Consider the following 20247-nt stretch of genomic DNA (forward strand, 5'->3'; position numbering starts at 1 on the left):
GCGCAGGGCAGCACCGTCATCAGGCCATCTAGTTGAGCTTGTTGACGCAGGCATCCCTGAGAAAACCGCCTGTCTGACTGTCGCGGCGTTACTCGCGCCCGCGGCCGCACCCGGCATCGGGTGGCCAGCAAAGCGGGTATGAGGTTGGTTTTCTCCCCAGTTGCAAGGTTACTGCCGGCTCCAGCGCCGAGCATCGGCGTCAAGAAAGGGCTCCCGAAGTCACTTCTTTCGCGGTCGCTCCCGCACGCGCTGACACCGAGAATCTCAGCGTTTCCGGCGAGGCCCGGTCGCTGCGGATCAGTCATTGAACCTCACTGATGTCCATGCGCCTCGTCGGTCTTGTGTTGATTCGAACCGCAGGAGATGAGGATGGCTTCCCACGTCAATACCACCGGCGCCGAACGCTTGTTTCCCACAAACCCGTCTGCCCGCGATGATCAAAGCGCGAGCGCCTTCATGCGCATGTCGGGACCGAGACCTGAGCGTCGTGACCAACGCCCTCTGGCCGATACGCTCGGACCCGAATCCGGAAGAAGACCCTCCCGCGACACTCCCCGCGAGGGCAAGCCATTTCCCATGGTCTCGCTTCCACCTGGCTTGCAAGATGCGGTTCTGGAAATCGCCCGGTTCAACACGATTGCACCGGCTCTTCCGGCCCTTGTCGGACTCGCTACCCTGGCGACCGCCATCGGCAAGCAAGCAGTGGTAGTGGAACGCGGCGGTCTGGTGCACCACCCATCGCTCTTTCTGGTCGGTTTGGCTGGCGGCGATGAGCGCCTCCGCTCAGCCGTGCGGACCATGACCATCCCAATGGAACAGTGGGCCTGCGCCAAAGCCGCCGACTGGACTTTGGCGCGCGAGCGCGCAAAGGCACACAATGCCGCCGTGGACAACCTGATCGCCAAGCTCAAGCGTCGCAAGAGCGTAGATTTGCTTCAGACGGCTCGCCAACTTGAGTTTTTGACCGCCAAACGCCGGCCACTGCCACCGATGCCGCGTGCGTTCACCACGGACGGCAACGAAGAACGTCTGTTCAAGTGGATGTACGAACGCGGCGGGGCCTTTGCCGTCATTAGCAGCGAAGGCAAACCGGTCTTTGACGCGATTTTGAGAAAATACCGCGGCAACCATTGGAGCGGCGAGTCGGTTTACCACGCCGGGATCAGTGGGGATCCTATTCATCGCCATCGACTCGCTAACCGCAGCGGTATTTCATTGGAATGGGTGATCCGTCGGCCATGCCTGAGTGTCTGTCTGATGCTGGCGCCGGATCAGTACCTGAAGGTGGCGGCGCATCCCGTTCTGCGTGCCTGCGGCATGTTGGCGCGCATCTGGCCAGTCTGGTTGTCGTCGCCGACGGGATCGCCTTATGAGCAGCGGGTTGGCGACGCTGAACTGGATCGCCCGCTCCTATCGGGATACGCCAAGCGAGTTGTCGGTCTCCTGGATGTTTCCCCGATCCATGCAGACAATGACCAGGATCGCCCCCATCAAGCCCGGCTGACTCGCGAGGCTGCGCAGGCGCGAACGGAGCTGCACAATGCCCTGCAGGATCGCATGGCCGCAGCCGGTGACTTGGCCGATGTTCGCGACATTGCCGCCAGGGCGGTCTCGCAGATCTGCAAAGTGGCGCTGGTGCTGCATCTGTTCACGCATCCAGAGGTCTTGCGCGATCCGGTGAGCGACATCGATGGCCCAACCTGGGCAGCCGCTCGCGACATTGGACTGTGGTTTCTCGACGAAGCGGTTCGGATCCAACGCGCGGCCGTTGAGAATCCTTTGATCGAATCGCCAATGCGGACACGGATCTGACGGGGAAATCACGGCGGGAATTGATGAGCGAGCGGTTCCTCAGTCGCTCATCCTCGAGCGCGTGATCGGTTGCGGGTGATCCCGATGGATCGAAGCTGAGAGCGACGCGACCTGGTGCATCAGGTCGCCGAATCGTCAGGTTGTCAAATCAAGCGTGAATGCGCCATCGCCGCACTTGATCGATATCCTGCAAATGTCGCCTGGCCCCGGGGCAGGGCACTTCGTGCCCTGCGCCATGCTGGGTCCGGGTGAAGATGATCGGCGATGGCGGTATCGAGCAAGGAGACCCCGGATGGTCCGCATGCCGTAGTAGGAGAAGCGCTCCCACAACTCGACATTGAACAGCATCGCTAGCCCGCTCGGATGGCCGAGGAAGCGGCGGTTGTCGCCAGCGGCGATGGAGCGTTCGGTCGGAGTGGGGGAGGGCGGTTGTAGGTCGGTCATGGATTCGGCCGTGCTCGGGTCAAGAGGGCGCCATCCGCCAATCGCATGCTGAGGGATCCATCCAGCGTGCCACGCGGGTGCTAGACTGGCGTGTCTGATCCGCGACCAGAATGCGCAATCATGCTGCTGTCACTGCCAACAGCCATCATTCATCTGCTGACAGTCAGCGAATGGCTGGCGGCCATTTTGCTTCTGCGTCGGTATGCCGTCGTGGCGGGTTTTCCGCAGCTGAAGGTTTTCGCCCATGCTGAGCCTGAGCAGACTATTTGCGGGAATCGGCCGCGATTCTGAGCAAATTCAGTGAGGGAAAACAAAAAACCCCCTCAAACAACTTGACGCAAGTTGCCCGAGAGGGCTGTCTCCGAATTTCGCCAAAAACCAGGAGACAGTCCCAGTGTGTCACGCCTTTCTTGCCGACACGAACTTTTACCACCTGCTCACCCGGATCGACGAGTCGATTGCCGAGGAAGTCCGCGCGGGCGGCTGTGACTGCGGTGGTGCGTTGCACAGCGCCCGTTATCCGCGTAAGCCCCGAGGTGTTGTGCGTGGCGTCTTGGATGAGAGCTACCAGAGCCGTCTGAGTTTCTGCTGTGCCGCGGACGGGTGCCGGCGGCGCAGCACCCCGCCTTCCGTTCGGTTTCTGGGCCGCAAGGTCTATCTCGGGGTCATCGTCGTGCTGATTTCCGCCCTGCATTGCGGGCTGAGCGCATCGCGTCGCCAGCGCTTGATCAAGACGCTCGGTGTCACCGTCCAAACCCTGCGGCGGTGGCAGCACTGGTGGCGTGAGCAGTTTGTGCAAACCCGCTGCTTTCGATCCTTGGCTGGTCTGTTGATGCCGCCGATCGCCACCGAGCACCTGCCAGGATCCCTGCTGGAAAAATTGAGCGCAAAAGCGTTGTCCGAGCGCGTCGTGCAACTGCTGATATTGATCGCCCCGAGCACGACAGCGACAGGCTCGCTGTAGGGCAACGCCAACCCGCAGAAGACCTCATCGCGCCGCTGGGCGGCGCCTTCTAGACTCCCGGTGATGTGTGAAACAACTGGGAGGTGAAGACGAATGTCCGATGACAACGGCCTCGGTGATCCCGATGGTTGGGCGCGGTTGCGCTTTGCCATTATTGGTCCTTTATTGGCTGATCCTGCGCCGGCGAACGCGCTGGGCGCGCGGCTGAAGGCGCTAGCGGCCAAGTCATGGCGCCATCCGGTGACTGGGCGGGCGGTCAGTTTTAGCTTTGGCACCTTGGAGCGTTGGTATTACCTCGCACGCGATGCCCAAGACCCGGTGGCGGCACTGCGCCCGCGCCGGCGCAGCGATGCCGGGGAGCAGCGCGCGCTGAGTCCGCGCCTGATGGATGCGGTGCAAGCCCAGTACCGCGACTACCCCGGTTGGACGGTGCAGCTGCATTACGACAACCTCGCCGCCTTGTGCGCGGGCGATCAGACCCTGGGGCCGCTGCCCTCCTATGCCACCGTGCGCCGCTTCATGAAGCGCGCGGGCTTGCACCGCCGGCGTGTCCCGGCGCGCAAGACACCCGGGGCCGAGCAGGCCGCGCGGCGCCTGGAGGCCTGCGAGGTGCGCAGCTATGAAGCCCAGTATGTCCATGCCTTGTGGCATCTGGACTTTCATCATGGCTCGCGCAAAGTCCTCACCCGGGGTGGCGTCTGGGTCAAGCCCCTGCTGCTGGCGGTCATTGACGATCACTCCCGCCTGATCTGCCATCTGCAGTGGTACCTCGATGAGACCACCGAGACCTTGGTCCATGGCCTGGGGCAGGCGTTGCACAAGCGCGGGCTGCCGCGCGCCTTGATGAGCGATAACGGCGCGGCAATGCAGGCCGAGGAGTTCACCGCCGGATTGCACGCCCTGGGCATCCTCCATGAGCCGACCCTGCCGTACAGCCCGTATCAGAACGCCAAGCAGGAGCGCTTCTGGGCCACGCTGGAAGGCCGCCTGATGGCGATGCTCAAGGACATCGCGGAGCTGAGTCTGCCTCAGCTCAACACCCTCACTCAGGCGTGGGTGGAGCAGGAGTACCACCGCAAGGTCCACAGCGAGACTGCCGCCACGCCGCTTGCGCGTCTTCTCGATGCGCCCAACGTGGGGCGCCCCTGTCCGGACAGCGAGCAGGTCCGCGGCGCTTTTCGTTGTCGCGTCCAACGCCGTCAGCGCCGCAGTGATGGAACGCTCAGCCTGGCGGGCAAGCGCTTCGAGGTGCCGGCGCGCTTGCGCCACCTTGAGCAACTGCATATCGCTTATGCCCGCTGGGATCTGAGTGCTGTGGACGTGGTTGATCCCCACTCGGGCGCCATCCTCTGCCGCCTCTATCCCCTCGATAAAGCCGCCAATGCCTCCGGGGAGCGTCGGCGCCTTGAGCCCGCCGGCGCACCGCCACCGACCTCACAACGCGCCACGGCGCTGCCACCCTTGCTGCGCGACTTGCTCGCCGAGTATGCCGCCACCGGTCTGCCGCCGGCTTATCTGCCAAAACACGATGACCTGGAATCAAGTCGATGAACAAGACCCTGCTGGCCCTCTATGGACTGAAGTTCAATCCGTTCTCCCCGGAGCTGCCGACGGCGGCACTGCATCGCAGCGCGCCGGTGGAGCAGTTTTGCTGGCGCATCGAGCAGAGCCTGATTCGTGAAGGCGGTTTTGCGCTCATTCAAGGTGATCCGGGTACCGGCAAGAGTGCGGTACTGCGCCTGCTTGATGAGCGTCTGCGCCAGCTGCCCGATATCAGTGTTGGGGCGCTTACGCATCCCAGCTCGAAGGTGGCGGACTTCTACCGCGAGATGGGCGATCTGTTCGCCGTTGACCTCAAGCCCCATAACCGCTGGGGTGGCTTCAAGATCCTGCGCGAGCGCTGGCTGGCGCATCTGGAGACGACGCTGTTGCGCCCGGTGTTGCTCATCGACGAGGCGCAGGAGATGCATCCGACGGTGCTCAATGAGCTGCGTCTGCTGACCTCCATGCAGTTCGATTCGCGCACGTTGTTGAGCGTGATCCTGGCCGGTGATGGCCGTCTGGCGACCAAGCTGCGTCGTGAGGAGCTGCTGCCGCTGGGCAGTCGTATCCGCACGCGCTTGAGTATGGAGTATGCCAGTCGCGAGGCGCTGGTCGCCTGCCTGGAGCATTTGCAACACAGTGCCGGCAATCCGAGTCTGATGAGCGCAGGGCTGATGAAGACGCTCGCTGAGCATGCGTTGGGCAATTATCGCGTGCTCACGACCATGGCGGCAGAATTGCTGGCTCATGCCGCTCGGCTCGAACGTGCGCAGCTCGATGAGCAACTCTACCTCGAGGTGTTTGGTTCAGCGGCGGGCAACGCCCGCCAACGCCCGAGTGCCAGGGCGGGCGCCTGATGAGCCGCTTGAGCGCTGAGCGCCCGCACCAGGCAATGACAGCGGCAAGACACACCGCCGTGATGCTTGAGGCATGGCAGGACGCTGGCATCGTGCGTGCCGATTTGGCGGTGCGCACCGCCAAGGCGACGATGCTGTGGTTCCATGATCGCTCTTTGGATCAGCTTCCGTTGGGGCTGGCCAGAGCGCGCAATGTCCAACAGGCCGATATTTATATCCGTCCAGCCCGCGGCTATCCCTGGCCAATGGTGTTTCTCGATGATGTCGCACGGCCGATGGCGCAGCGCATCGCTCGGCACTATGCGGCCCTGGTGGTGCAGACTTCGACGCTCGGGGGCTGCCACCTGTGGCTACGGCTGACCCGCGCGCTCGATGAGGCGCAGCGCTGTGATGTGCAGCGTTGGCTGATCCCGCGCGTTGGCGCCGATCCGGGCTCGGTCTCCGGTGAGCACCTCGGTCGGCTCGCCGGGATGAAGAATGCCAAGCGTGGCGGGGAGTGGGTCAATGTCCTTCGGCGACCAAGCCCGCAGGAGCGCGTCTGGGATCCAACTCCGGCCTTGCCAACGATGGCTCCGGCTCCGCCGCCAGTCGTCAACTGCGCTCCACGGGCGCGCTTATCCACCGGGGATCCGTCCGAATCCGCCCGCGAATGGGGCTGGGTCTGCGGCGCTCTTGAGGCGGGCCTTGCACCGACCACGGTCTACCAGCGCTTGCTCGAGCGCGCGTCCCCGCGTCGCGGAGCCGATGCCGAGCGCTATGCCCGCTACACCCTCGCTCGCGCCATTCGCCAGAGCGCTAGAGGCAACTGAACCCGCTGCGTCTCTCCCCCCTCAGGGGGGGAGCGTGGTTCACGATTCCGGCTTCCCGCTGTCGGCCAGTAACGGCCCCCGTGATCCCACACGCATTCCATGTCCTTCAAATGGCTTGGAAATGGGTCCCGCAATTATCGTGATTACGCTCACCATGCCATGCTGCCGCACCTGGTGGCGGGTCTCTTGGTGCTGAGTTTCCATGCCAGCGGTGACCGCGTCCAGTGGCTGCTGGAAGGATCACGGCTTATGACCTTCCTCGGCAGCCTTTCGCTCCTTTGCGCGACCCTGCTGATGCTGCGCATCCGGCGCATCCCCTCCGCTTGGTTGGCGCTCGCGCTTCTGATCTTGGGACTGACCTGGGGCTTGAGCCGGCTGTGGGTCGCGGATGGCCTGTCCGCCTTGCTCCCCGGTGCGAATCTGGCGTATCTCGGGTTTCTGGTGTTGCTCTTGGTGGTGCATCGCCAAAGCCCCAGTCTGTTCTCGCCTTGGAGCATCGCGGGATTCTGGTTTCTGCTGGTTTTCGTCGCCGGGGCGATTGCCGCCACGCGGGTGGCGACCCTTCAACGTGGACTGCCGAGCCTCGCCCATGCCGATGCGCTCCATGGCGCGAGTGAAAGCCTGCTGTCCGTCAGTAATTTTCTGATCGCGTTCGGCGCTTATCGGCGTTTGCGGTTGGCAAAACCTCAGTCCGCGATCAAGGCTGGACCGTCCGCGCTTGACGCATCAGCTCCGGTAATTGACCTGCCATCGAATCAGTCCACAATCCCATGACGCGCCCGTTCATCCTTGCCCTAGCGGCCACGACGCTGCTCGTCGCGGTGCTCGCGCCGACACTCGCCCTAGCCGGCGAGGCGCTGCCGCTGACTCTGCTGCACTTCAACGACTTTCACGGTCAGCTCGATCCGGTGGAAGATCAAGGGGACTCGTCGACCAAGGGTCAGCACCTGGGCGGGATCGCCCGACTCGCCGGGCTGGTGGACTCCATCCGCAAAGAAGATCCAACCCGGCCGGTGGTGCTGCTCTTCGGTGGTGATCTCCTTCAGGGCACCGTCACCTCGACGGTTTTTCTTGGCCTCCCGGATATCCAGATTCTGACCGAGATCGGCGTGGATGCCGCTGTGATGGGCAATCATGAGCTGGATTACGGCCAAGCCGTCTTCCGCCAGATTCTCGCCACCGCCGGCTTTCCCATCCTGGCCGCCAACCTTGAGGTCACGCCGATTCCCTTTCCAACGCCGGCGACCCTGATCCTGCATCCGCCGAATGGCCCGCGTATCGGCATCCTCGGCCTGGTCACCGAGGAACTGACCACCACCACCCATCCACGCAACACCAGCGGAATTGCCATGCGATCCGCCGAAGAGATCGCCGCCGGCTGGGTGCCGTGGCTGCGCGCGCGCTCGGATCTCGTCGTGGTCCTGTCGCACCTAGGGCTTGCCGCCGACCACCAACTTGCCCGAACCGTTCCGGGAATCGATCTGATCGTTGGCGGGCATAATCATCGCCTGCTCAAACAGCCGGAAATCGAACAAGGCGTCGCGATCCTCCAAGCCGGCGCGCGCGGACAATATCTGGGGCGTCTCGATCTGGTGGTTCAAGACGGACAGATCGACATCCAGGGCTACCAAGCCATCCCGGTCGACGACCGCGCCCCCGAGGACGCATCCGTCGCCGCGCGGGTTGCCGAGCTGAACGCGCGTCTCGCCGAAGAGATCGAGGTGGTCGTTGGCCACAACGCGCGCCGGCTCGACGCCAGCCGCGCGGTCATCCGCCGCAGCGAAAGCAACTTCGGCGACTGGGTGGGCGATCTGGCCCGCGCCCAGACCGGGGCCGATGTGGCCTTGTTCAACGCCGGCACCTTCCGCGCCAGCTTGCCGGCCGGAGAGGTGCGGCTGCGCGATCTCCACCAGGCCTTTCCATTCGGGAACGAACTGGTCACCGCCACCATCAGCGGAGCCAGGCTCCAGCAGGTGCTGAACCGTTCCGCCGCCCTCGACCCGCGGGATGACCCCGGCGGCTTTCTCCAGGTCTCCGGCGTGCGCCTGGTGATCGCGGACGGCATTGCCCAAGACATCCAGATCGGCGGCAAGCCGCTGGACAGAGACGCCGACTACCGGCTGGTGATGCCGGATTTCCTGGCCGCTGGTGGCGACGGCTATGCCGAACTCAAGGACTTACCGGATGCGACGGAGACCGGGCTTCTCATTTTGGATCTGGTGACCGATGCCTTTCGCCAGCAAGGTCAGGTGGATGTTGGGATCGACGGGCGATTAGTGCGCCGCTGAAGCGCCCCTGGAATGCCTGAGTTCCGTCAAATGTTCCCGATGCTTCGCCGCTTGCGAGGCGAAGGCATCGGGTCTAGACTTTCACATTCGCGGATGCTCCAGGCAACCGTTTCCATCATGCTCCGCTGTCAGGATAACGCCTTGCGTCCCACCATGCTCACCGTCGCGATCACATCCACCGCTGCCGATTCCCAATCAGGCGGCCCGGTGGTTCTGCGCGCGCGTGATTGTGCAGGCGCGTTCCCCGCCCATCAACGCCATACATCACCGCGCCGCTGTCACCTCAACCGCCGACCCTGCGGCAAAACACCAGCGCGCACGTGCTGATCGCCTGACCGGTCACCCCGTCAGTCGATCTGGCGGGGTTGAGCAACACCGGAGTGTCCAGGCTTCCCTCCCGAAACCACCTGTTCGCAACGCCATCCCCGCCGTGGTTTGGCTGCCTTGGCCCATTCATGGTCAATGGCGGTTCGATCATCTCGGCGTCCATCTTGTTCCAAGATGCGCCGGATCAACCAGGCCGCTCACAGGCGGCGAGGAGGACAACATGCCCATTCGGAAGGTCTTCACTGAGGGCGCCAAGCCCGTCAAGGTCTGGACCGACGATATCGATGCGCGCTCACAAGCACAGCTCGTCAATATCTCGACCCTGCCGTTCATCCACAAGCATGTCGCCGCCATGCCTGACGTGCATCTGGGCATTGGCGCTACCATCGGCAGCGTCATCGCGACCGACAAGGCCATTATCCCGGCCGCTGTCGGTGTCGATATCGGCTGCGGCATGGCCGCCGCGCGCACCTCGCTGACCGCCGAGCAGATCGACGAGAAGGCGCTGAAAAAGCTCTTCGACCAGATCAGCCGCGATGTCCCGGTCGGGCGCGCGCAGCACAAGGACGACCGCGCGCTGACCGACGCCGCCGCGCCCTTCGCCGCGCCGCTCAAGGCGATGACCGACAAACACCCGCAATTGCTCAAGGCGTTCGGGCGCTTCTCCAACTGGGTCAACCAGATCGGCACCCTGGGTGGGGGCAATCACTTCATCGAGGTCTGTCTGGACGAGTCCAACCGCGTCTGGGTGATGCTGCATTCTGGCAGTCGCGGGATTGGCAACGCCATCGGCCATTACTTCATCGAGCTGGCCCGCCGCGACATGGAGCGCTGGATGATTCAGCTGCCGGACCGGGACCTGGCCTATCTGCCCGAGGGCACCGAACATTTCGATGACTATGTCGAGGCCGTGTCCTGGGCGCAATCCTATGCGCGGGAGAATCGCGATCAGATGATGCGCCTGGTTTTAGCTGCACTTGCGCGGCATCTGCCGGAGTTCAGCGTCACCGAGGAAGTGGTCAACTGCCACCACAACTATGTGGATCGCGAGAACCACTTCGGCGCCAATGTCTGGGTCACCCGCAAGGGCGCCATCCGCGCCCGCGAAGGTGATCTTGGCATCATCCCCGGCAGCATGGGCGCGAAAAGTTACATCGTGCGCGGCAAGGGCAACCCCGAGAGCTTCTGCTCCTGCGCCCACGGCGCGGGGCGGCGGATGAGCCGGACCGCTGCCGAAAAGCAGTTCAAGCCAGCCGACCTGGTCGCGCAGACCCAGGGTGTGATGTGTCGCAAGGACAAAGGGGTGCTCGATGAAATCCCTGGCGCCTACAAGGACATCGACCAGGTGATGGCCAACCAGAGCGACCTGGTCGAGGTGGTGCATACCTTGAAGCAGCTGGTGTGCGTGAAGGGATGAGCCAAGCAAGGCGGTGAGGTGGATGGGGGTCAATCGCCGCCGCCATCGCCCCCGTCACCACCGCCGTCGAACCAATCCCCACCATCGCCGCCGAATCCGTCGCCAGCTCCCGGCCCCAAGCGGGAGACGAGCTTGACCAGCAGCACAAGGATGGCTATTCCGAACAGAATTGGACAGAGGGCGCCCCTGAGCCAATCACTGGAAAACAGATCCATGCAGTGAAAGGACCAGGCGGCGATGACAAGCCAGAGGATAACCGCCATGATTGCTTCCCGATGTCGACGAGACGCCATCAGCGCCGCTGTCTCGCGGACCTTAGCTGTTGAGGATAAACGTGAAAATCATTCTTCTGGGTAATGCCGGTTCCGGCAAGAGCACCTTCTCTAGGAGGTTGCGCGCCCGCGAGCCGGCCGCTTGTCTGTCGCTCGATACCGTCGCCTTCGCGGATGGCCCGACACGGCGTCCGCTTGCGGACAGCATCGCCGCCGTGCGGCAGTTTATCGCCACGCATGAGAGCTGGATCATCGAAGGCTGCTACTCCGATATTCTCGAGCCGATCCTGGCAGAATGCGAGGAACTGATCTTCCTCAACCCCGACATCGAGGTCTGTGTCGCGCATTGTCGCGCACGCCCGTGGGAACCAGAGAAATTTCCCTCTCCAGAGGCGCAGAACGCGAACCTGGACAACTTGATCGACTGGGTTCGCGCCTATGAGACCCGGGAGGATGAGTATGGACTCGCGCGGCATCGGCAGCTGTACAACAGCTTTCGCGGCAAGAAGCGCGAGTTCCAGAATCCTGCCGACTACGTCGGTGTTTAAGTGCCGCGTGCTTGAGCGCATTCGAGCGACACACCACTGCGTGACCCCAGACCGAGCATCCCAAAATACCAACTGACAGCCTGACCACGCAGTTGAACAGGCGAGGGGAACGGTCTGCGAAAATAGCATCACCGTTTTGCGCTTGAGCGAAGGGTTGAAGACCCGATTGGAGGATTGATCTTTGGCCCTAAAGCAGCCTGCTCGCGTTATCTCCGAGGGGCCTTTCTACTAGGTGGTAGGTCAGTTGCGACCCAAACCGGCCATAACGCAACAAAGAATCCGAACTGAACTGTGGCGAGGCGGATTCAGCGTCCCGGCGTGGAGCAATGATGAGTGTTATCCGTGCCCTGATGCTGAACACTTCAGCGTCGGAGACTCCCGCATCAACATCCGTTCAGGTCAAACCCATCGCGAGTGGTGGCCTGCCAGCTTGGTTGCTGATCATGACGATAGAGCGGCAATAACAGTCGGCCGACGATGATGCCGAGATAGCCTCACACGCGTCTGTTCGAGACTGCTCTTTGCGATCAGAATCATGGGTCACCCGGTTGCGGCCAGGCGCCTATCCTGGTTGCTATGAAGAGACCGCATAGTAACGTCGGTTTCTCCAAATAATTCAGGTCCCTGCGGGAGTCGTGCGCGCGCCGAATCGATAGGAGCGCGGCGTCTGGCCTGCCCAGCGCTTGAACGCCCTGGTGAAACCGCTTTGGTCGGCGAAACCCGTCAGGAAGGCGACTTCGGCAAGACTATAGTCGGTTTCCGCGAGCAACCGTTGGGCAAGATCCTTGCGAGCCATGTCGACCACACCCTGAAACGAATGGCCCTGCTCAGAAAGCCGTCTCTGCAGCGTTCGCGCACTCATCGCGAGTTCCGAGGCGATGGAAGACACTGTGGGCACACCCTCACTGAGTAGATTCGCAACGGCGCGCCGTACCCGAAGTTCGAGGTGACTCTCTTGGGTTAGCGACGCCAGTTGCTGCTCGAGATGGCGATCAAAGAACCCCACGATCGTCTCGTCACCGAGTCGATTTGGCGCATCAAGACTCTCTTTACTGACTAAGAGGGCATCGCGCCTGGATTCAAAGTAAACAGGGCACCCAAAATGTGCTTCATAAACCGAGATATCTCCTCTCGGTACGTGCTTGAAATGGACCGCCAGAGGCACGAAGGCCCTTGAGCTCACTTCTCTGCTAATCGTGTCGACGGCCGACAGGCTCGCTTCGTTCGACAGCAGCATGCCTAGCCGGCCATCGCCAGCCTTATCAAGGTTAAAGAACAGACCGTCGCAGGTGCTCTCAAGCGAGTAGGTCTCTGCAGCCCCAAGAACATGGCCATACCGTTCTGCTCTCACGAAGGAGCCACGCAGATTTGGCGCGGATTTCCAGGCGAGACCAAAGGCGCCGTAATCGTCGCTGCGCATGGCCGCACCGATGCGGAGGGGGAGCGCGAGACCATTTGGATCCCGGTGGGCCAGTGCGGCAAAGAAATCGTAGTACTCAGCCGACGACACCATGCGGGTCGGATCGATCGGTCCCTCAGGGTCAAGGCCAAACTGTTTGACAAGGTCCGCGGTGTCAACACCGGGGCTCGCCTGGCCGACGACCTTGTAGACATAGAGAGAGGTGAGCTGGCTCATTCGAAAACCCCGACGAAGAGAGACAAGAGATTCGTGTCCGACGCTTCAGAACAGATGGCGCAAAATCCGACTTGGCGCACCTGGCCAAAATTTTGGCAGTACCGGCAAAGAACCAAATCCTCTGGTTCAAGATCATGTGCTCTCACGTTCACCAACCTCTGGGAGTAATGACATGAACCTGAAAACCAAGATCACCAACAGCAATGATCTCGTCCTGGTCCTGGGCGCCACCGGCAAAACAGGTCGCCGTATCGTCTCTTCACTGAAGAACCTAGGTGTCCCGGTGCGGCTGGGCTCGCGCTCGGCTTCGCCCGCCTTTGACTGGAACAACGCCGCGAGCTGGGATGACTGTCTCGAGGGCGTCACCAAGATCTACATCAACTATGCACCCGATCTGGCAATGCCTGGCGCGACCGACGCGATCAGCGAACTGGTCAGCCGGGCACGATCCGCTGATGTGAAGCACCTGGTGCTGCTATCGGGTCGTGGCGAAGCGGAAGCCCAGGCCTGCGAGGCAATTATCCGGCACAGCGGAATCGACTGGACCATCGTTCGCGCGAGCTGGTTCAACCAGAACTTCTCGGAAGGGGCATTTGGCGACATGGTGCGGGCCGGGCAGATCACCCTGCCCGACGTATCAACGCCAGAGCCCTTTGTTGATGTTGATGACATCGCAGAAGTCGCGGTTGTTGCATTGACCCAGCCAGGTCACGCTGGCGAGCTCTATGAAGTGACAGGGCCACGGCTGCTGACCCTGGCCGATGTCGCGGAAGAACTGTCGCAGGCGACCGGCCGCACGATCCATTACAGGCCGGTAACGCACGACGCCTTTGTGCAAGGCGTTGGCGATTCTGGTGTGCCCCGGGATGTACTGTGGATGCTCGACTATTTGTTCGCGACCGTGCTGGACGGGCGCAATGCCTACCTGACAGACGGTGTGCAGCGTGCTCTCGGTCGGGAGCCGAAGGACTTTTCTGACTACGCCAGAGAGATCGCCGCAACCGAGACCTGGAAGGCCGCGGCGTGAGACCGGGGCGCGATACAGGGGCAGGTGTTGCAACCGCGCAAAGCCCGAACGTTTTCCAAACCTCAAAACTCATCAGATCGGAGCGTGCATCATGAGTGTACTGGAACTTGCCTTGATCCTGGCGACCCTGTTCTGTGCTTTAACGGCCGGTTTTGCCTTTGCCTTCGCGACAGTGGTGATGCCCGGGCTCGGAAAGCTGGAAGATAAAGCATTTATCCGAGGGTTTCAGGTGATCGACAGCGTCATCCAGGCCGGTCAGCCCGTCTTCGGCCTGGTCTGGATAGGCTCTACTGTGGCTCTGCTGGTTTCGGCGGTGATGGGAACCCTGCAACTTGAAGGCATCGAACGGGTTTTCCTTGTCGCCAGCGCGCTCATCTACGTTGTTGGCGTCCAGATACTCACGTTCAGGATCAATGTGCCGCTGAACAACGCGCTTCAAACGCTGGATGTCGACGCGATGGATGACGATGCACTGGCATCAGCCCGGCGCGACTTCGAAGCCCGCTGGGTCAGATGGAACGCGGTCAGAACCGTCATCGCATCTCTGATCAGTGTGGCATTGCTGTTCGTCTTGCTGTGGCTTTAACCTGACTTGCCCGGTTCTCATGGGACGCTTGGGTACCCGGCCGAGCCGGGCGCAGGAACGCCAGGCTAGGTCACTATTGTTCTGCTGGTGCTCCCCTTATCTGACTGAGACGCAGGGTTTTGACCCATCTCTTGATCAAGGCCAAACTGTTCCAGCCGGACGCCATCGAGAAAAGCTCTGATGGCGCGTGGCGACATCAAGTGATGAACTCTCTTTGATTTCGTGGAGTCGGACGCGAGTTTTCGATATGCGGGAGTCAGCTTTCTATGGCACAGCCAAAGAATACTGTAACTATTCAGTGTCCCTTGTAATATTGGGCTGTTGTCTGGCCAGCCTTCTGGGTTTACAAATAAACCTTTTAGCAAACGCTTTGTCACCCACATGACGTGCGTTGTTAACGGAAGATCAATGTAAACGAGGGTATCTGCAGCAGAAAAGCGTTCCCATGCCGATGGGGCGCAACCAAATCCATCAATGATCCATTCGTCTTGTTTTAAGATGTCAGAATGTATGTTGAGATATGCAGCATGGGGGATCTCTTCGCCTCCCGCCTGATAACGTATTTTATCTACAGAGTACAAAGGCAGGCTAGTGGCGTCGGCCAATTGCTTCGCCAGTGTAGACTTGCCGCCTCCCGCATTACCAAATATTGCTACTTTTTTCATGTTGCTTTCTATGGATCTAGTTAAGACTTCACGGCGCTGCGAACGTCATGATTCTTGCGGAATCAGGTTATAGATGACCGGCATTCGCCCTCGCCACTTGCCCCAAGCTTCGTCATCCATTATCAGGCTGGCCATGAAATGGGCCACGTTGATCCGACTGGTCGACCCCGGATCAAAAATGGCACCGCGTGTTGGTGAAGGATGCAACGAATAGTGACTCACCGTGCTTTCGTCGATCAGCGTGTCAGGGCGGACCGCGACCCATTCAATCACTTCATCGGACTGGCCAATCTTAACCCGTAAAAACTCAGCTGCCTTTTCATTATCCGCATGCGGGGGCACAAATCGGCGCAACAGACTGATGACGATTCTATCTTTCATCGAAACGGGCTCTGGGAGATCCCTGTTGCGGTTAGCCACTGTGTTCATCAAAATCAACCGAATGGGCGTTTTCTGGGGATTCGCCCGAGCAACCTGACACACTCGGCGCACCGCCTCGGTCACCAGACGATGTGGGGGACCAAAGATACCTCTCAAAGTCAAATTGTGGCCAAGACAGGATGCGATGCACCGGCAACCGGCAACGACCTCGGCGAGTTCGGTGTCACTGAGGTCGAGAAGGTTGCCGCGAATAACTGTCAGTCTGCCATTCGCTAGGAGTTCATCGGGCATTTTCTTACTGCTGCGCACGATGACGCGAACGAACTGCTCGTGTTCCAATAGATTGTTGACTAGTAGGCGCCCAGTTGCCCCGCTTGCGCCGAGAACCAGAATTGGAGACGTCTTTTCAGTCATGGTAATTGCCTTAAAAGCTTAGTCGACAGCTTGGTACGTTCAGTCACCGGCGGACGATGGTGATGATTGTTGGTTGCTCCCCTTGACCAACACAGTTTTTTTGACGGCTTCCGATACTTGCGTGTTTGCGGCATCCACGACGGCTTGTCGATTTTCGAAGGCGCCATCGACTTGAAATTCGAAGTCGTCACGACCGTGATCACCTGTGCCGACCTAGCCGGAGATATCGATGGTTTTTGCGACTGGCCTGAACAGTGACAGGGCTGATTCGAAAGGTTGTGCTCATTGGTGCCAGCGCAAAATCAGTCCTCTTCATGATGGTTTCCTTAGCATGATGGACAAACTGGGGTTTCGGTCATGGATTGGGGTTGGGACACAGCAGCGCCGCGTCCCAATCAGAGCGCTTATTCAACCCCTGCTTGCAGCGAATCGACTTACTGCCGCGGGCTTTGCGTGGTGGACACGGCGCCCTCGGCTTTCGGCTGTTCCAGCAAAACGGGAGGCTCCTGCGTAAAGTCGATCCAGGGATTGTCGCCAAGCGTTTCGTCGCCTTGGACGCTCTCATCCTCGTAGCGCATGATGAAGTGTTTCGGACCATGGGCATGGGCCACGACAAGGCCGTGCGGTGCGTCAAAATAGCCGCCATGTGGGACCAGACCGGGATAACTGATTCGCCAGGCTTCGCCGTTTGCGTGGACCTTGCCGAAGCGAAGCTTGCCCACAACGTTGTTCTCGAAGACGAAAAACCAGGTATAGGGACCACCGGACACGATGGTCATGACCTCATCGATGCCGACGCCTGCCTCGGAGCTGTTGACATGCAGCGTGCCGAACTTCCGCTGCAGGAAGGCCGTGGTGTCGTGATCCAGGGCCTGCATGTCGTAAACCTTGGGATATGGCGGCACATTTCGCTCCGAGGTCTGCAGAGAGCCGCCCCGATGCATCGCCGGTTGCCTTCCGGCTTTACGGATTTCCTCGACCAGTTCGCGTCTGCCCAGATGGAAGTGGCGAATCAGCGCTTGCGTCTCGGCCGAGGTCACGGCCCGGTGCACGGATGCTTGCAAGATGGGCTTGGCCTGCGACGGAATCGTCACCTGGCTGACGCGGACGCCCACCGTCATCAGGATGCGGTTGACGGCTTGCAGACCTCGCGCGGGTGGTGTGCCATCGCTGTAGTAAAGGGTGATTGCGTTTTCGTCATCAATGGTGGGCGGTGTCGTCTCTGCAGTCGCGTCAGTCATGCTGGTCACGATCAGCATGGCGGCGGCCATCAAGGCGCCAAGAGGTGAGTATTGTCTTGGTTGCATGGCATTTCTCCGTGATTCGTTGCGGTGTGCGAATAACGATAGATCGGAAATGCCAATTGATCATCGGGTCTGCTGGAACAACACTGTCCACATTGGTTCACTAATGGGTACCCGCATGGAATCTCTCAGTGACATCGCGGTTTTTGTACAGGTCGTCCAGTGCGGCAGCTTCACCGCTGCGGCGGACAAGCTGGTGATGTCCAAGTCAGTGGTCAGCAAATACGTCACTCGGTTGGAGGATCGTCTAGGCGCGCGTCTACTCAATCGCACCACGCGCCGGCTCAGCTTGACTGAGGTGGGTCAGGCTCTGTTTGAACGGTCCCGGCGTGCGCTGCTGGAAATAGAAGAGGCGGAGGCTGAGGTTTCCCGGCTACAAGGCGAACCACGCGGAGCCTTGCGTCTGAATTGCCCCATGTCGTTCGGCGTGTTGCACGTGGCGCCTTGGCTGCCCGAGTTTCAGGTCCGCTACCCGGAAGTGAGTCTTGACTTGGTGTTGGACGATAGGCGGGTGAATCTGGTGGAAGAAGGCTTCGATTTGGCCATCCGCATCGGTGAGCTGCCTGATTCATCGCTAGTTGTCAGGCGCCTGGGTCCTTGCCGTCATGTGGTGTGCGCAACGCCTGAGTATCTGGCCCGACATGGTGTTCCCCAGACACCGCAACAGCTTACCAAGCACTTGGCTTTGACTTATCGCTATCAGGACTCGCCGAATGAATGGCGCTTTATCGCGCCGGATGGTGAGTTGTTGCAGATTCCAATGGTCAGTCGATTGCAGATGAACAACAGCCTGGCCTTGCGCCAAGCCGTGCTCAGAGGGGCGGGCATTATACTCACGCCCACCTTCATGGTGGGCGCCGATCTTCGCAAGGGCCGGCTCAAGGCGGTGCTGCCGGAGTATCAGGTGCTGGAGGTGTCGATCTACGCGCTTTACCCACAGCGCAAACACCTGTCGCCCAAGGTGCGGGCGTTCATCGGTTTTCTGGCCGAGCGAATTCAGGATCCTCCTTATTGGGAGACCGAGCCTTGAATCGCCGAAGTCTGGGCAATTCCGACCTCATTCCTCGCGCCGCTGGGCGATGATGGTGACCGCGATGCCCATTGCGATGATCCCCGCGCCGAGCCAGGTCATCAGGCTATATCGCTCGCCCAGAAATACGGTTGCGGCAATCAATCCCACGGCGGCCGCCACATACCCGATCTGGCTGAGCAGCACAGGCCCGCCCTGTTGCTGCAAGCGAAAGAAGGCCGGAAAGGTCATGCCGGCGACCAGCATCTGGATCAAGGCCGCACCGGCGGCTGGGGCGATTTCGGCGAATGGCAGACCGCCCCGAGTCAACAGGAGAAGGAGCAAAAACACCACACTGGAAAAGGCATGACCCCAGAATGCCAGTATGTTTGGCGGCGTTCCCTCTGGCCAGTCCAGGGTGCGATAGACATTGCCCATGGCCAGCGCGACCGGAATCGCCAGGGCTGCCAGCAGCCATTCGATAGGCGGTCCATCCGGTTGCGTTCCCCGGGTCAGGCTGACCAGTGTCGCACCTGCAAGGCCGATTCCGATCCCAGTGCGCCCCAGACGCCCCGGTGTCTTCAGGTGGAACAGCGATGCGAGCAAGAGCGTGAAGACTGGTGACAAGGCGAACAACAGACCCGTGTAGCCAGCTCCAGCATGAGGGATCACCGTGAACAACAACAAATTCGGAGCAACAAAGGACACGAGCGACGAAATCACCGTATAGCGCCAAATACGCGATCCGGGCAGCATCAATCCGCCCGTGGCAGCCATGAGCGGCAACAGAATGGTGCTGGCGCCCAGCGAGATCAAAAACGCCCAAATCAGCGGTGAGACCCCCGCGTCTCCAGCGATTTTGCCAAGCGGAAAATTGAACCCGATCAGGGTACCTGTGATCAGCAACAGCGCGACCGGACTTTGCAGCAGGTCGAACCGAGCACTGTGCCCTGCCAATGCAGTGGAATGCAGACGTGCTTTCATTGGTCTGTTCCTCCGCGCGTCGCCGCTGGTTGACAAGCGAAACGCTCCGGAAAGACGATCTGATTGAGCGGCAGCCGGGAACTGGGCTGCTCTCGCTCGCGCAAGGTTGACGGAAGAGTGGCAGGGTCGGCCTGCCGGCCAATGGCCACGGCGATCTCGACCCGGTAGTCGTCTGGCACGGCCAGCTGCCGGCGGATTTCGTCAAAGCGGATACCGGCCATCGCGTGGGCCTGATAGCCCAAAAGCGTGCTTTGCAATGACAGGTTTGCCCAGGCCGCACCGGCATCGAAGCTATGCGTGTTTGACGGATTGGTTGAATTCTTCTCCTGGGCCGGGCACAAGCGGTTGGAAACCAGAAACACCAGGGCAGAGGCGTTCTTTGCCCAGCTAGCATTGAAGGGGTCGAGTAGGTTCAAGTATTGGTCCCAGTCCCGGTTACTCCGCAGCGCATAAATGAAGCGCCAGGGCTGGATATTGAAGGCGGAAGGCGCCCAGCGGGCTGCCTCGAGAATGGTAAGGAAATCAGTCAATGGCATGGCGAGCGGCACAAAGGCGCGCGGCGACCAGCGTTGCAGGAAGACATCGGCGATCGGGTGCCCAGCTTGACGTGGCGACAGCGATTTCAGGACTTTTTCGCTTTGGTGGTTGTTCATGTCAGTGCTCCTCGACTGGCGGTACCCTGTGAACCGCCTCTATCGAGCACTCTAGCCGGCAGTCCAGCGGAGATAATCCGGGTTGGCGGCAAAACACTGTTCGCAAAGCTTGATCAATAAGGCAGCACCGAAGCCAGGGATGATGAATATGTCCGTGAGCTTCACAATTTGTTGAAGCAAGCCTACTTTGCTGAGACTTGGCTGAAGGAAGACCAAAAGGTTAGAAGTACATAGCTTGATGAAAGCGTCGGCGCTAAAATTTGATCGATTCCCCCGTATATCGATATGCGACAGGTCCATAAGACTGG

The 20247-nt window shown here is 60.6% G+C and carries 21 protein-coding genes; 14 read left to right on the forward strand and 7 right to left on the reverse strand.

The genetic code is table 11. The annotated features are described in order from the left end of the window. The first annotated feature begins 369 nt into the window (after window positions 1–369). The 9 genes from Thiosp_RS08395 to Thiosp_RS08430 all read left to right on the forward strand — a co-directional run bounded on the left by Thiosp_RS08395 (window position 370) and on the right by Thiosp_RS08430 (window position 10460). Window positions 370–1812, forward strand: coding sequence for a DUF3987 domain-containing protein (locus tag Thiosp_RS08395; RefSeq protein WP_201067714.1), 1443 nt, complete (start codon window positions 370–372; stop codon window positions 1810–1812). A gap of 564 nt (window positions 1813–2376) precedes the next feature. Then, on the forward strand, window positions 2377–2547 hold the full coding sequence (locus Thiosp_RS24675; RefSeq protein WP_201067712.1) for a DUF2499 domain-containing protein: 171 nt from the start codon (window positions 2377–2379) through the stop codon (window positions 2545–2547). Window positions 2548–2650: 103 nt separating this feature from the next. Further along, window positions 2651–3220, forward strand: coding sequence for a hypothetical protein (locus tag Thiosp_RS08400; RefSeq protein ID WP_323696484.1), 570 nt, complete (start codon window positions 2651–2653; stop codon window positions 3218–3220). A gap of 93 nt (window positions 3221–3313) precedes the next feature. Next, the gene (locus tag Thiosp_RS08405; RefSeq protein WP_323696981.1) at window positions 3314–4771 is read left to right on the forward strand and encodes a DDE-type integrase/transposase/recombinase; all 1458 of its coding nucleotides are present in this window, start codon (window positions 3314–3316) and stop codon (window positions 4769–4771) included. Continuing rightward, the gene (locus tag Thiosp_RS08410; protein ID WP_323696982.1) at window positions 4768–5619 is read left to right on the forward strand and encodes an ExeA family protein; all 852 of its coding nucleotides are present in this window, start codon (window positions 4768–4770) and stop codon (window positions 5617–5619) included. The genes Thiosp_RS08405 and Thiosp_RS08410 overlap by 4 nt, the downstream gene beginning before the upstream one ends. After that, window positions 5619–6428, forward strand: coding sequence for a DNA-primase RepB domain-containing protein (locus tag Thiosp_RS08415; protein WP_323696523.1), 810 nt, complete (start codon window positions 5619–5621; stop codon window positions 6426–6428). The genes Thiosp_RS08410 and Thiosp_RS08415 overlap by 1 nt, the downstream gene beginning before the upstream one ends. A gap of 99 nt (window positions 6429–6527) precedes the next feature. Then, window positions 6528–7202: a DUF3593 domain-containing protein gene (locus Thiosp_RS08420; protein WP_201066344.1), complete on the forward strand. Its 675-nt coding sequence runs from the start codon at window positions 6528–6530 to the stop codon at window positions 7200–7202. Further along, on the forward strand, window positions 7199–8716 hold the full coding sequence (locus tag Thiosp_RS08425) for a bifunctional metallophosphatase/5'-nucleotidase (RefSeq protein WP_323696983.1): 1518 nt from the start codon (window positions 7199–7201) through the stop codon (window positions 8714–8716). The genes Thiosp_RS08420 and Thiosp_RS08425 overlap by 4 nt, the downstream gene beginning before the upstream one ends. Window positions 8717–9263: 547 nt before the next feature. Then, window positions 9264–10460 (forward strand): RtcB family protein, encoded by a 1197-nt coding sequence (locus Thiosp_RS08430; RefSeq protein WP_201066349.1) that lies wholly within the window; start codon window positions 9264–9266, stop codon window positions 10458–10460. A 29-nt stretch (window positions 10461–10489) separates the two neighbouring features. On the opposite strand, the gene Thiosp_RS08435 is transcribed toward Thiosp_RS08430, so the two are convergent. Next, window positions 10490–10723 carry a hypothetical protein gene (locus tag Thiosp_RS08435; protein ID WP_201066351.1) on the reverse strand — a complete coding sequence of 78 codons (234 nt, stop codon included), beginning with the start codon at window positions 10721–10723 and terminating at the stop codon, window positions 10490–10492. Window positions 10724–10794: 71 nt separating this feature from the next. Here Thiosp_RS08435 and Thiosp_RS08440 point away from each other — a divergent pair, with 71 nt between their 5' ends. Then, on the forward strand, window positions 10795–11280 hold the full coding sequence (locus tag Thiosp_RS08440) for a P-loop NTPase family protein (protein ID WP_201066352.1): 486 nt from the start codon (window positions 10795–10797) through the stop codon (window positions 11278–11280). Between the two features lie 616 nt (window positions 11281–11896). Here the strand turns inward: Thiosp_RS08440 and Thiosp_RS08445 are convergent. Then, window positions 11897–12916 (reverse strand): AraC family transcriptional regulator, encoded by a 1020-nt coding sequence (locus Thiosp_RS08445; RefSeq protein WP_201066354.1) that lies wholly within the window; start codon window positions 12914–12916, stop codon window positions 11897–11899. A 172-nt stretch (window positions 12917–13088) separates the two neighbouring features. Here Thiosp_RS08445 and Thiosp_RS08450 point away from each other — a divergent pair, with 172 nt between their 5' ends. Both Thiosp_RS08450 and Thiosp_RS08455 read left to right on the forward strand, forming a co-directional pair. Continuing rightward, on the forward strand, window positions 13089–13943 hold the full coding sequence (locus tag Thiosp_RS08450) for an NmrA family NAD(P)-binding protein (protein ID WP_201066356.1): 855 nt from the start codon (window positions 13089–13091) through the stop codon (window positions 13941–13943). 91 nt (window positions 13944–14034) lie between these two features. Beyond that, window positions 14035–14529, forward strand: coding sequence for an anthrone oxygenase family protein (locus Thiosp_RS08455; protein WP_201066358.1), 495 nt, complete (start codon window positions 14035–14037; stop codon window positions 14527–14529). 65 nt (window positions 14530–14594) lie between these two features. Here Thiosp_RS08455 and Thiosp_RS08460 read toward each other — a convergent pair whose 3' ends face one another. Both Thiosp_RS08460 and Thiosp_RS08465 read right to left on the reverse strand, forming a co-directional pair. Then, window positions 14595–15194 (reverse strand): P-loop NTPase family protein, encoded by a 600-nt coding sequence (locus tag Thiosp_RS08460; RefSeq protein ID WP_201066360.1) that lies wholly within the window; start codon window positions 15192–15194, stop codon window positions 14595–14597. A gap of 45 nt (window positions 15195–15239) precedes the next feature. Beyond that, entirely contained in the window at window positions 15240–15989 is a 750-nt protein-coding gene (locus Thiosp_RS08465) for an NAD(P)-dependent oxidoreductase (protein ID WP_323696984.1), read from the reverse strand. A 69-nt stretch (window positions 15990–16058) separates the two neighbouring features. Between Thiosp_RS08465 and Thiosp_RS08470 the strand changes: the two genes are divergently transcribed. Further along, window positions 16059–16247, forward strand: a complete 189-nt coding sequence (locus Thiosp_RS08470; RefSeq protein ID WP_323696985.1) for a hypothetical protein — start codon at window positions 16059–16061, stop codon at window positions 16245–16247. Window positions 16248–16423: 176 nt separating this feature from the next. On the opposite strand, the gene Thiosp_RS08475 is transcribed toward Thiosp_RS08470, so the two are convergent. Further along, the gene (locus tag Thiosp_RS08475; protein WP_201066365.1) at window positions 16424–17260 is read right to left on the reverse strand and encodes a hypothetical protein; all 837 of its coding nucleotides are present in this window, start codon (window positions 17258–17260) and stop codon (window positions 16424–16426) included. Between the two features lie 85 nt (window positions 17261–17345). On the opposite strand from Thiosp_RS08475, the gene Thiosp_RS08480 reads away from it, so the two are divergent. Next, the gene (locus Thiosp_RS08480; protein WP_323696986.1) at window positions 17346–18323 is read left to right on the forward strand and encodes a LysR family transcriptional regulator; all 978 of its coding nucleotides are present in this window, start codon (window positions 17346–17348) and stop codon (window positions 18321–18323) included. 27 nt (window positions 18324–18350) lie between these two features. Here the strand turns inward: Thiosp_RS08480 and Thiosp_RS08485 are convergent, their stop codons facing one another. Next, complete coding sequence (locus tag Thiosp_RS08485; protein ID WP_201067116.1) at window positions 18351–19286, reverse strand: DMT family transporter; 936 nt, start codon at window positions 19284–19286, stop codon at window positions 18351–18353. Beyond that, complete coding sequence (locus tag Thiosp_RS08490; protein ID WP_201067114.1) at window positions 19283–19939, reverse strand: nitroreductase family protein; 657 nt, start codon at window positions 19937–19939, stop codon at window positions 19283–19285. The genes Thiosp_RS08485 and Thiosp_RS08490 overlap by 4 nt, the downstream gene beginning before the upstream one ends. Between the last annotated feature and the right edge of the window lie 308 nt (window positions 19940–20247).

This window comes from Thiorhodovibrio litoralis (assembly GCF_033954455.1).
Classification (GTDB): Bacteria; Pseudomonadota; Gammaproteobacteria; order Chromatiales; family Chromatiaceae; genus Thiorhodovibrio; species Thiorhodovibrio litoralis.

Coding starts and splice junctions, on each gene's coding strand:
- Thiosp_RS08395 (WP_201067714.1), top strand. CDS start 370: ATGGCTTCCCACGTCAATACCACCGGCGCCGAACGCTTGTTTCCCACA.
- Thiosp_RS24675 (WP_201067712.1), top strand. CDS start 2,377: ATGCTGCTGTCACTGCCAACAGCCATCATTCATCTGCTGACAGTCAGC.
- Thiosp_RS08405 (WP_323696981.1), top strand. CDS start 3,314: ATGTCCGATGACAACGGCCTCGGTGATCCCGATGGTTGGGCGCGGTTG.
- Thiosp_RS08410 (WP_323696982.1), top strand. CDS start 4,768: ATGAACAAGACCCTGCTGGCCCTCTATGGACTGAAGTTCAATCCGTTC.
- Thiosp_RS08415 (WP_323696523.1), top strand. CDS start 5,619: ATGAGCCGCTTGAGCGCTGAGCGCCCGCACCAGGCAATGACAGCGGCA.
- Thiosp_RS08420 (WP_201066344.1), top strand. CDS start 6,528: ATGTCCTTCAAATGGCTTGGAAATGGGTCCCGCAATTATCGTGATTAC.
- Thiosp_RS08425 (WP_323696983.1), top strand. CDS start 7,199: ATGACGCGCCCGTTCATCCTTGCCCTAGCGGCCACGACGCTGCTCGTC.
- Thiosp_RS08430 (WP_201066349.1), top strand. CDS start 9,264: ATGCCCATTCGGAAGGTCTTCACTGAGGGCGCCAAGCCCGTCAAGGTC.
- Thiosp_RS08435 (WP_201066351.1), bottom strand. CDS start 10,723: ATGGCGGTTATCCTCTGGCTTGTCATCGCCGCCTGGTCCTTTCACTGC.
- Thiosp_RS08445 (WP_201066354.1), bottom strand. CDS start 12,916: ATGAGCCAGCTCACCTCTCTCTATGTCTACAAGGTCGTCGGCCAGGCG.
- Thiosp_RS08450 (WP_201066356.1), top strand. CDS start 13,089: ATGAACCTGAAAACCAAGATCACCAACAGCAATGATCTCGTCCTGGTC.
- Thiosp_RS08455 (WP_201066358.1), top strand. CDS start 14,035: ATGAGTGTACTGGAACTTGCCTTGATCCTGGCGACCCTGTTCTGTGCT.
- Thiosp_RS08460 (WP_201066360.1), bottom strand. CDS start 15,194: ATGAAAAAAGTAGCAATATTTGGTAATGCGGGAGGCGGCAAGTCTACA.
- Thiosp_RS08465 (WP_323696984.1), bottom strand. CDS start 15,989: ATGACTGAAAAGACGTCTCCAATTCTGGTTCTCGGCGCAAGCGGGGCA.
- Thiosp_RS08475 (WP_201066365.1), bottom strand. CDS start 17,260: ATGGCCGCCGCCATGCTGATCGTGACCAGCATGACTGACGCGACTGCA.
- Thiosp_RS08480 (WP_323696986.1), top strand. CDS start 17,346: ATGCCAATTGATCATCGGGTCTGCTGGAACAACACTGTCCACATTGGT.
- Thiosp_RS08485 (WP_201067116.1), bottom strand. CDS start 19,286: ATGAAAGCACGTCTGCATTCCACTGCATTGGCAGGGCACAGTGCTCGG.
- Thiosp_RS08490 (WP_201067114.1), bottom strand. CDS start 19,939: ATGAACAACCACCAAAGCGAAAAAGTCCTGAAATCGCTGTCGCCACGT.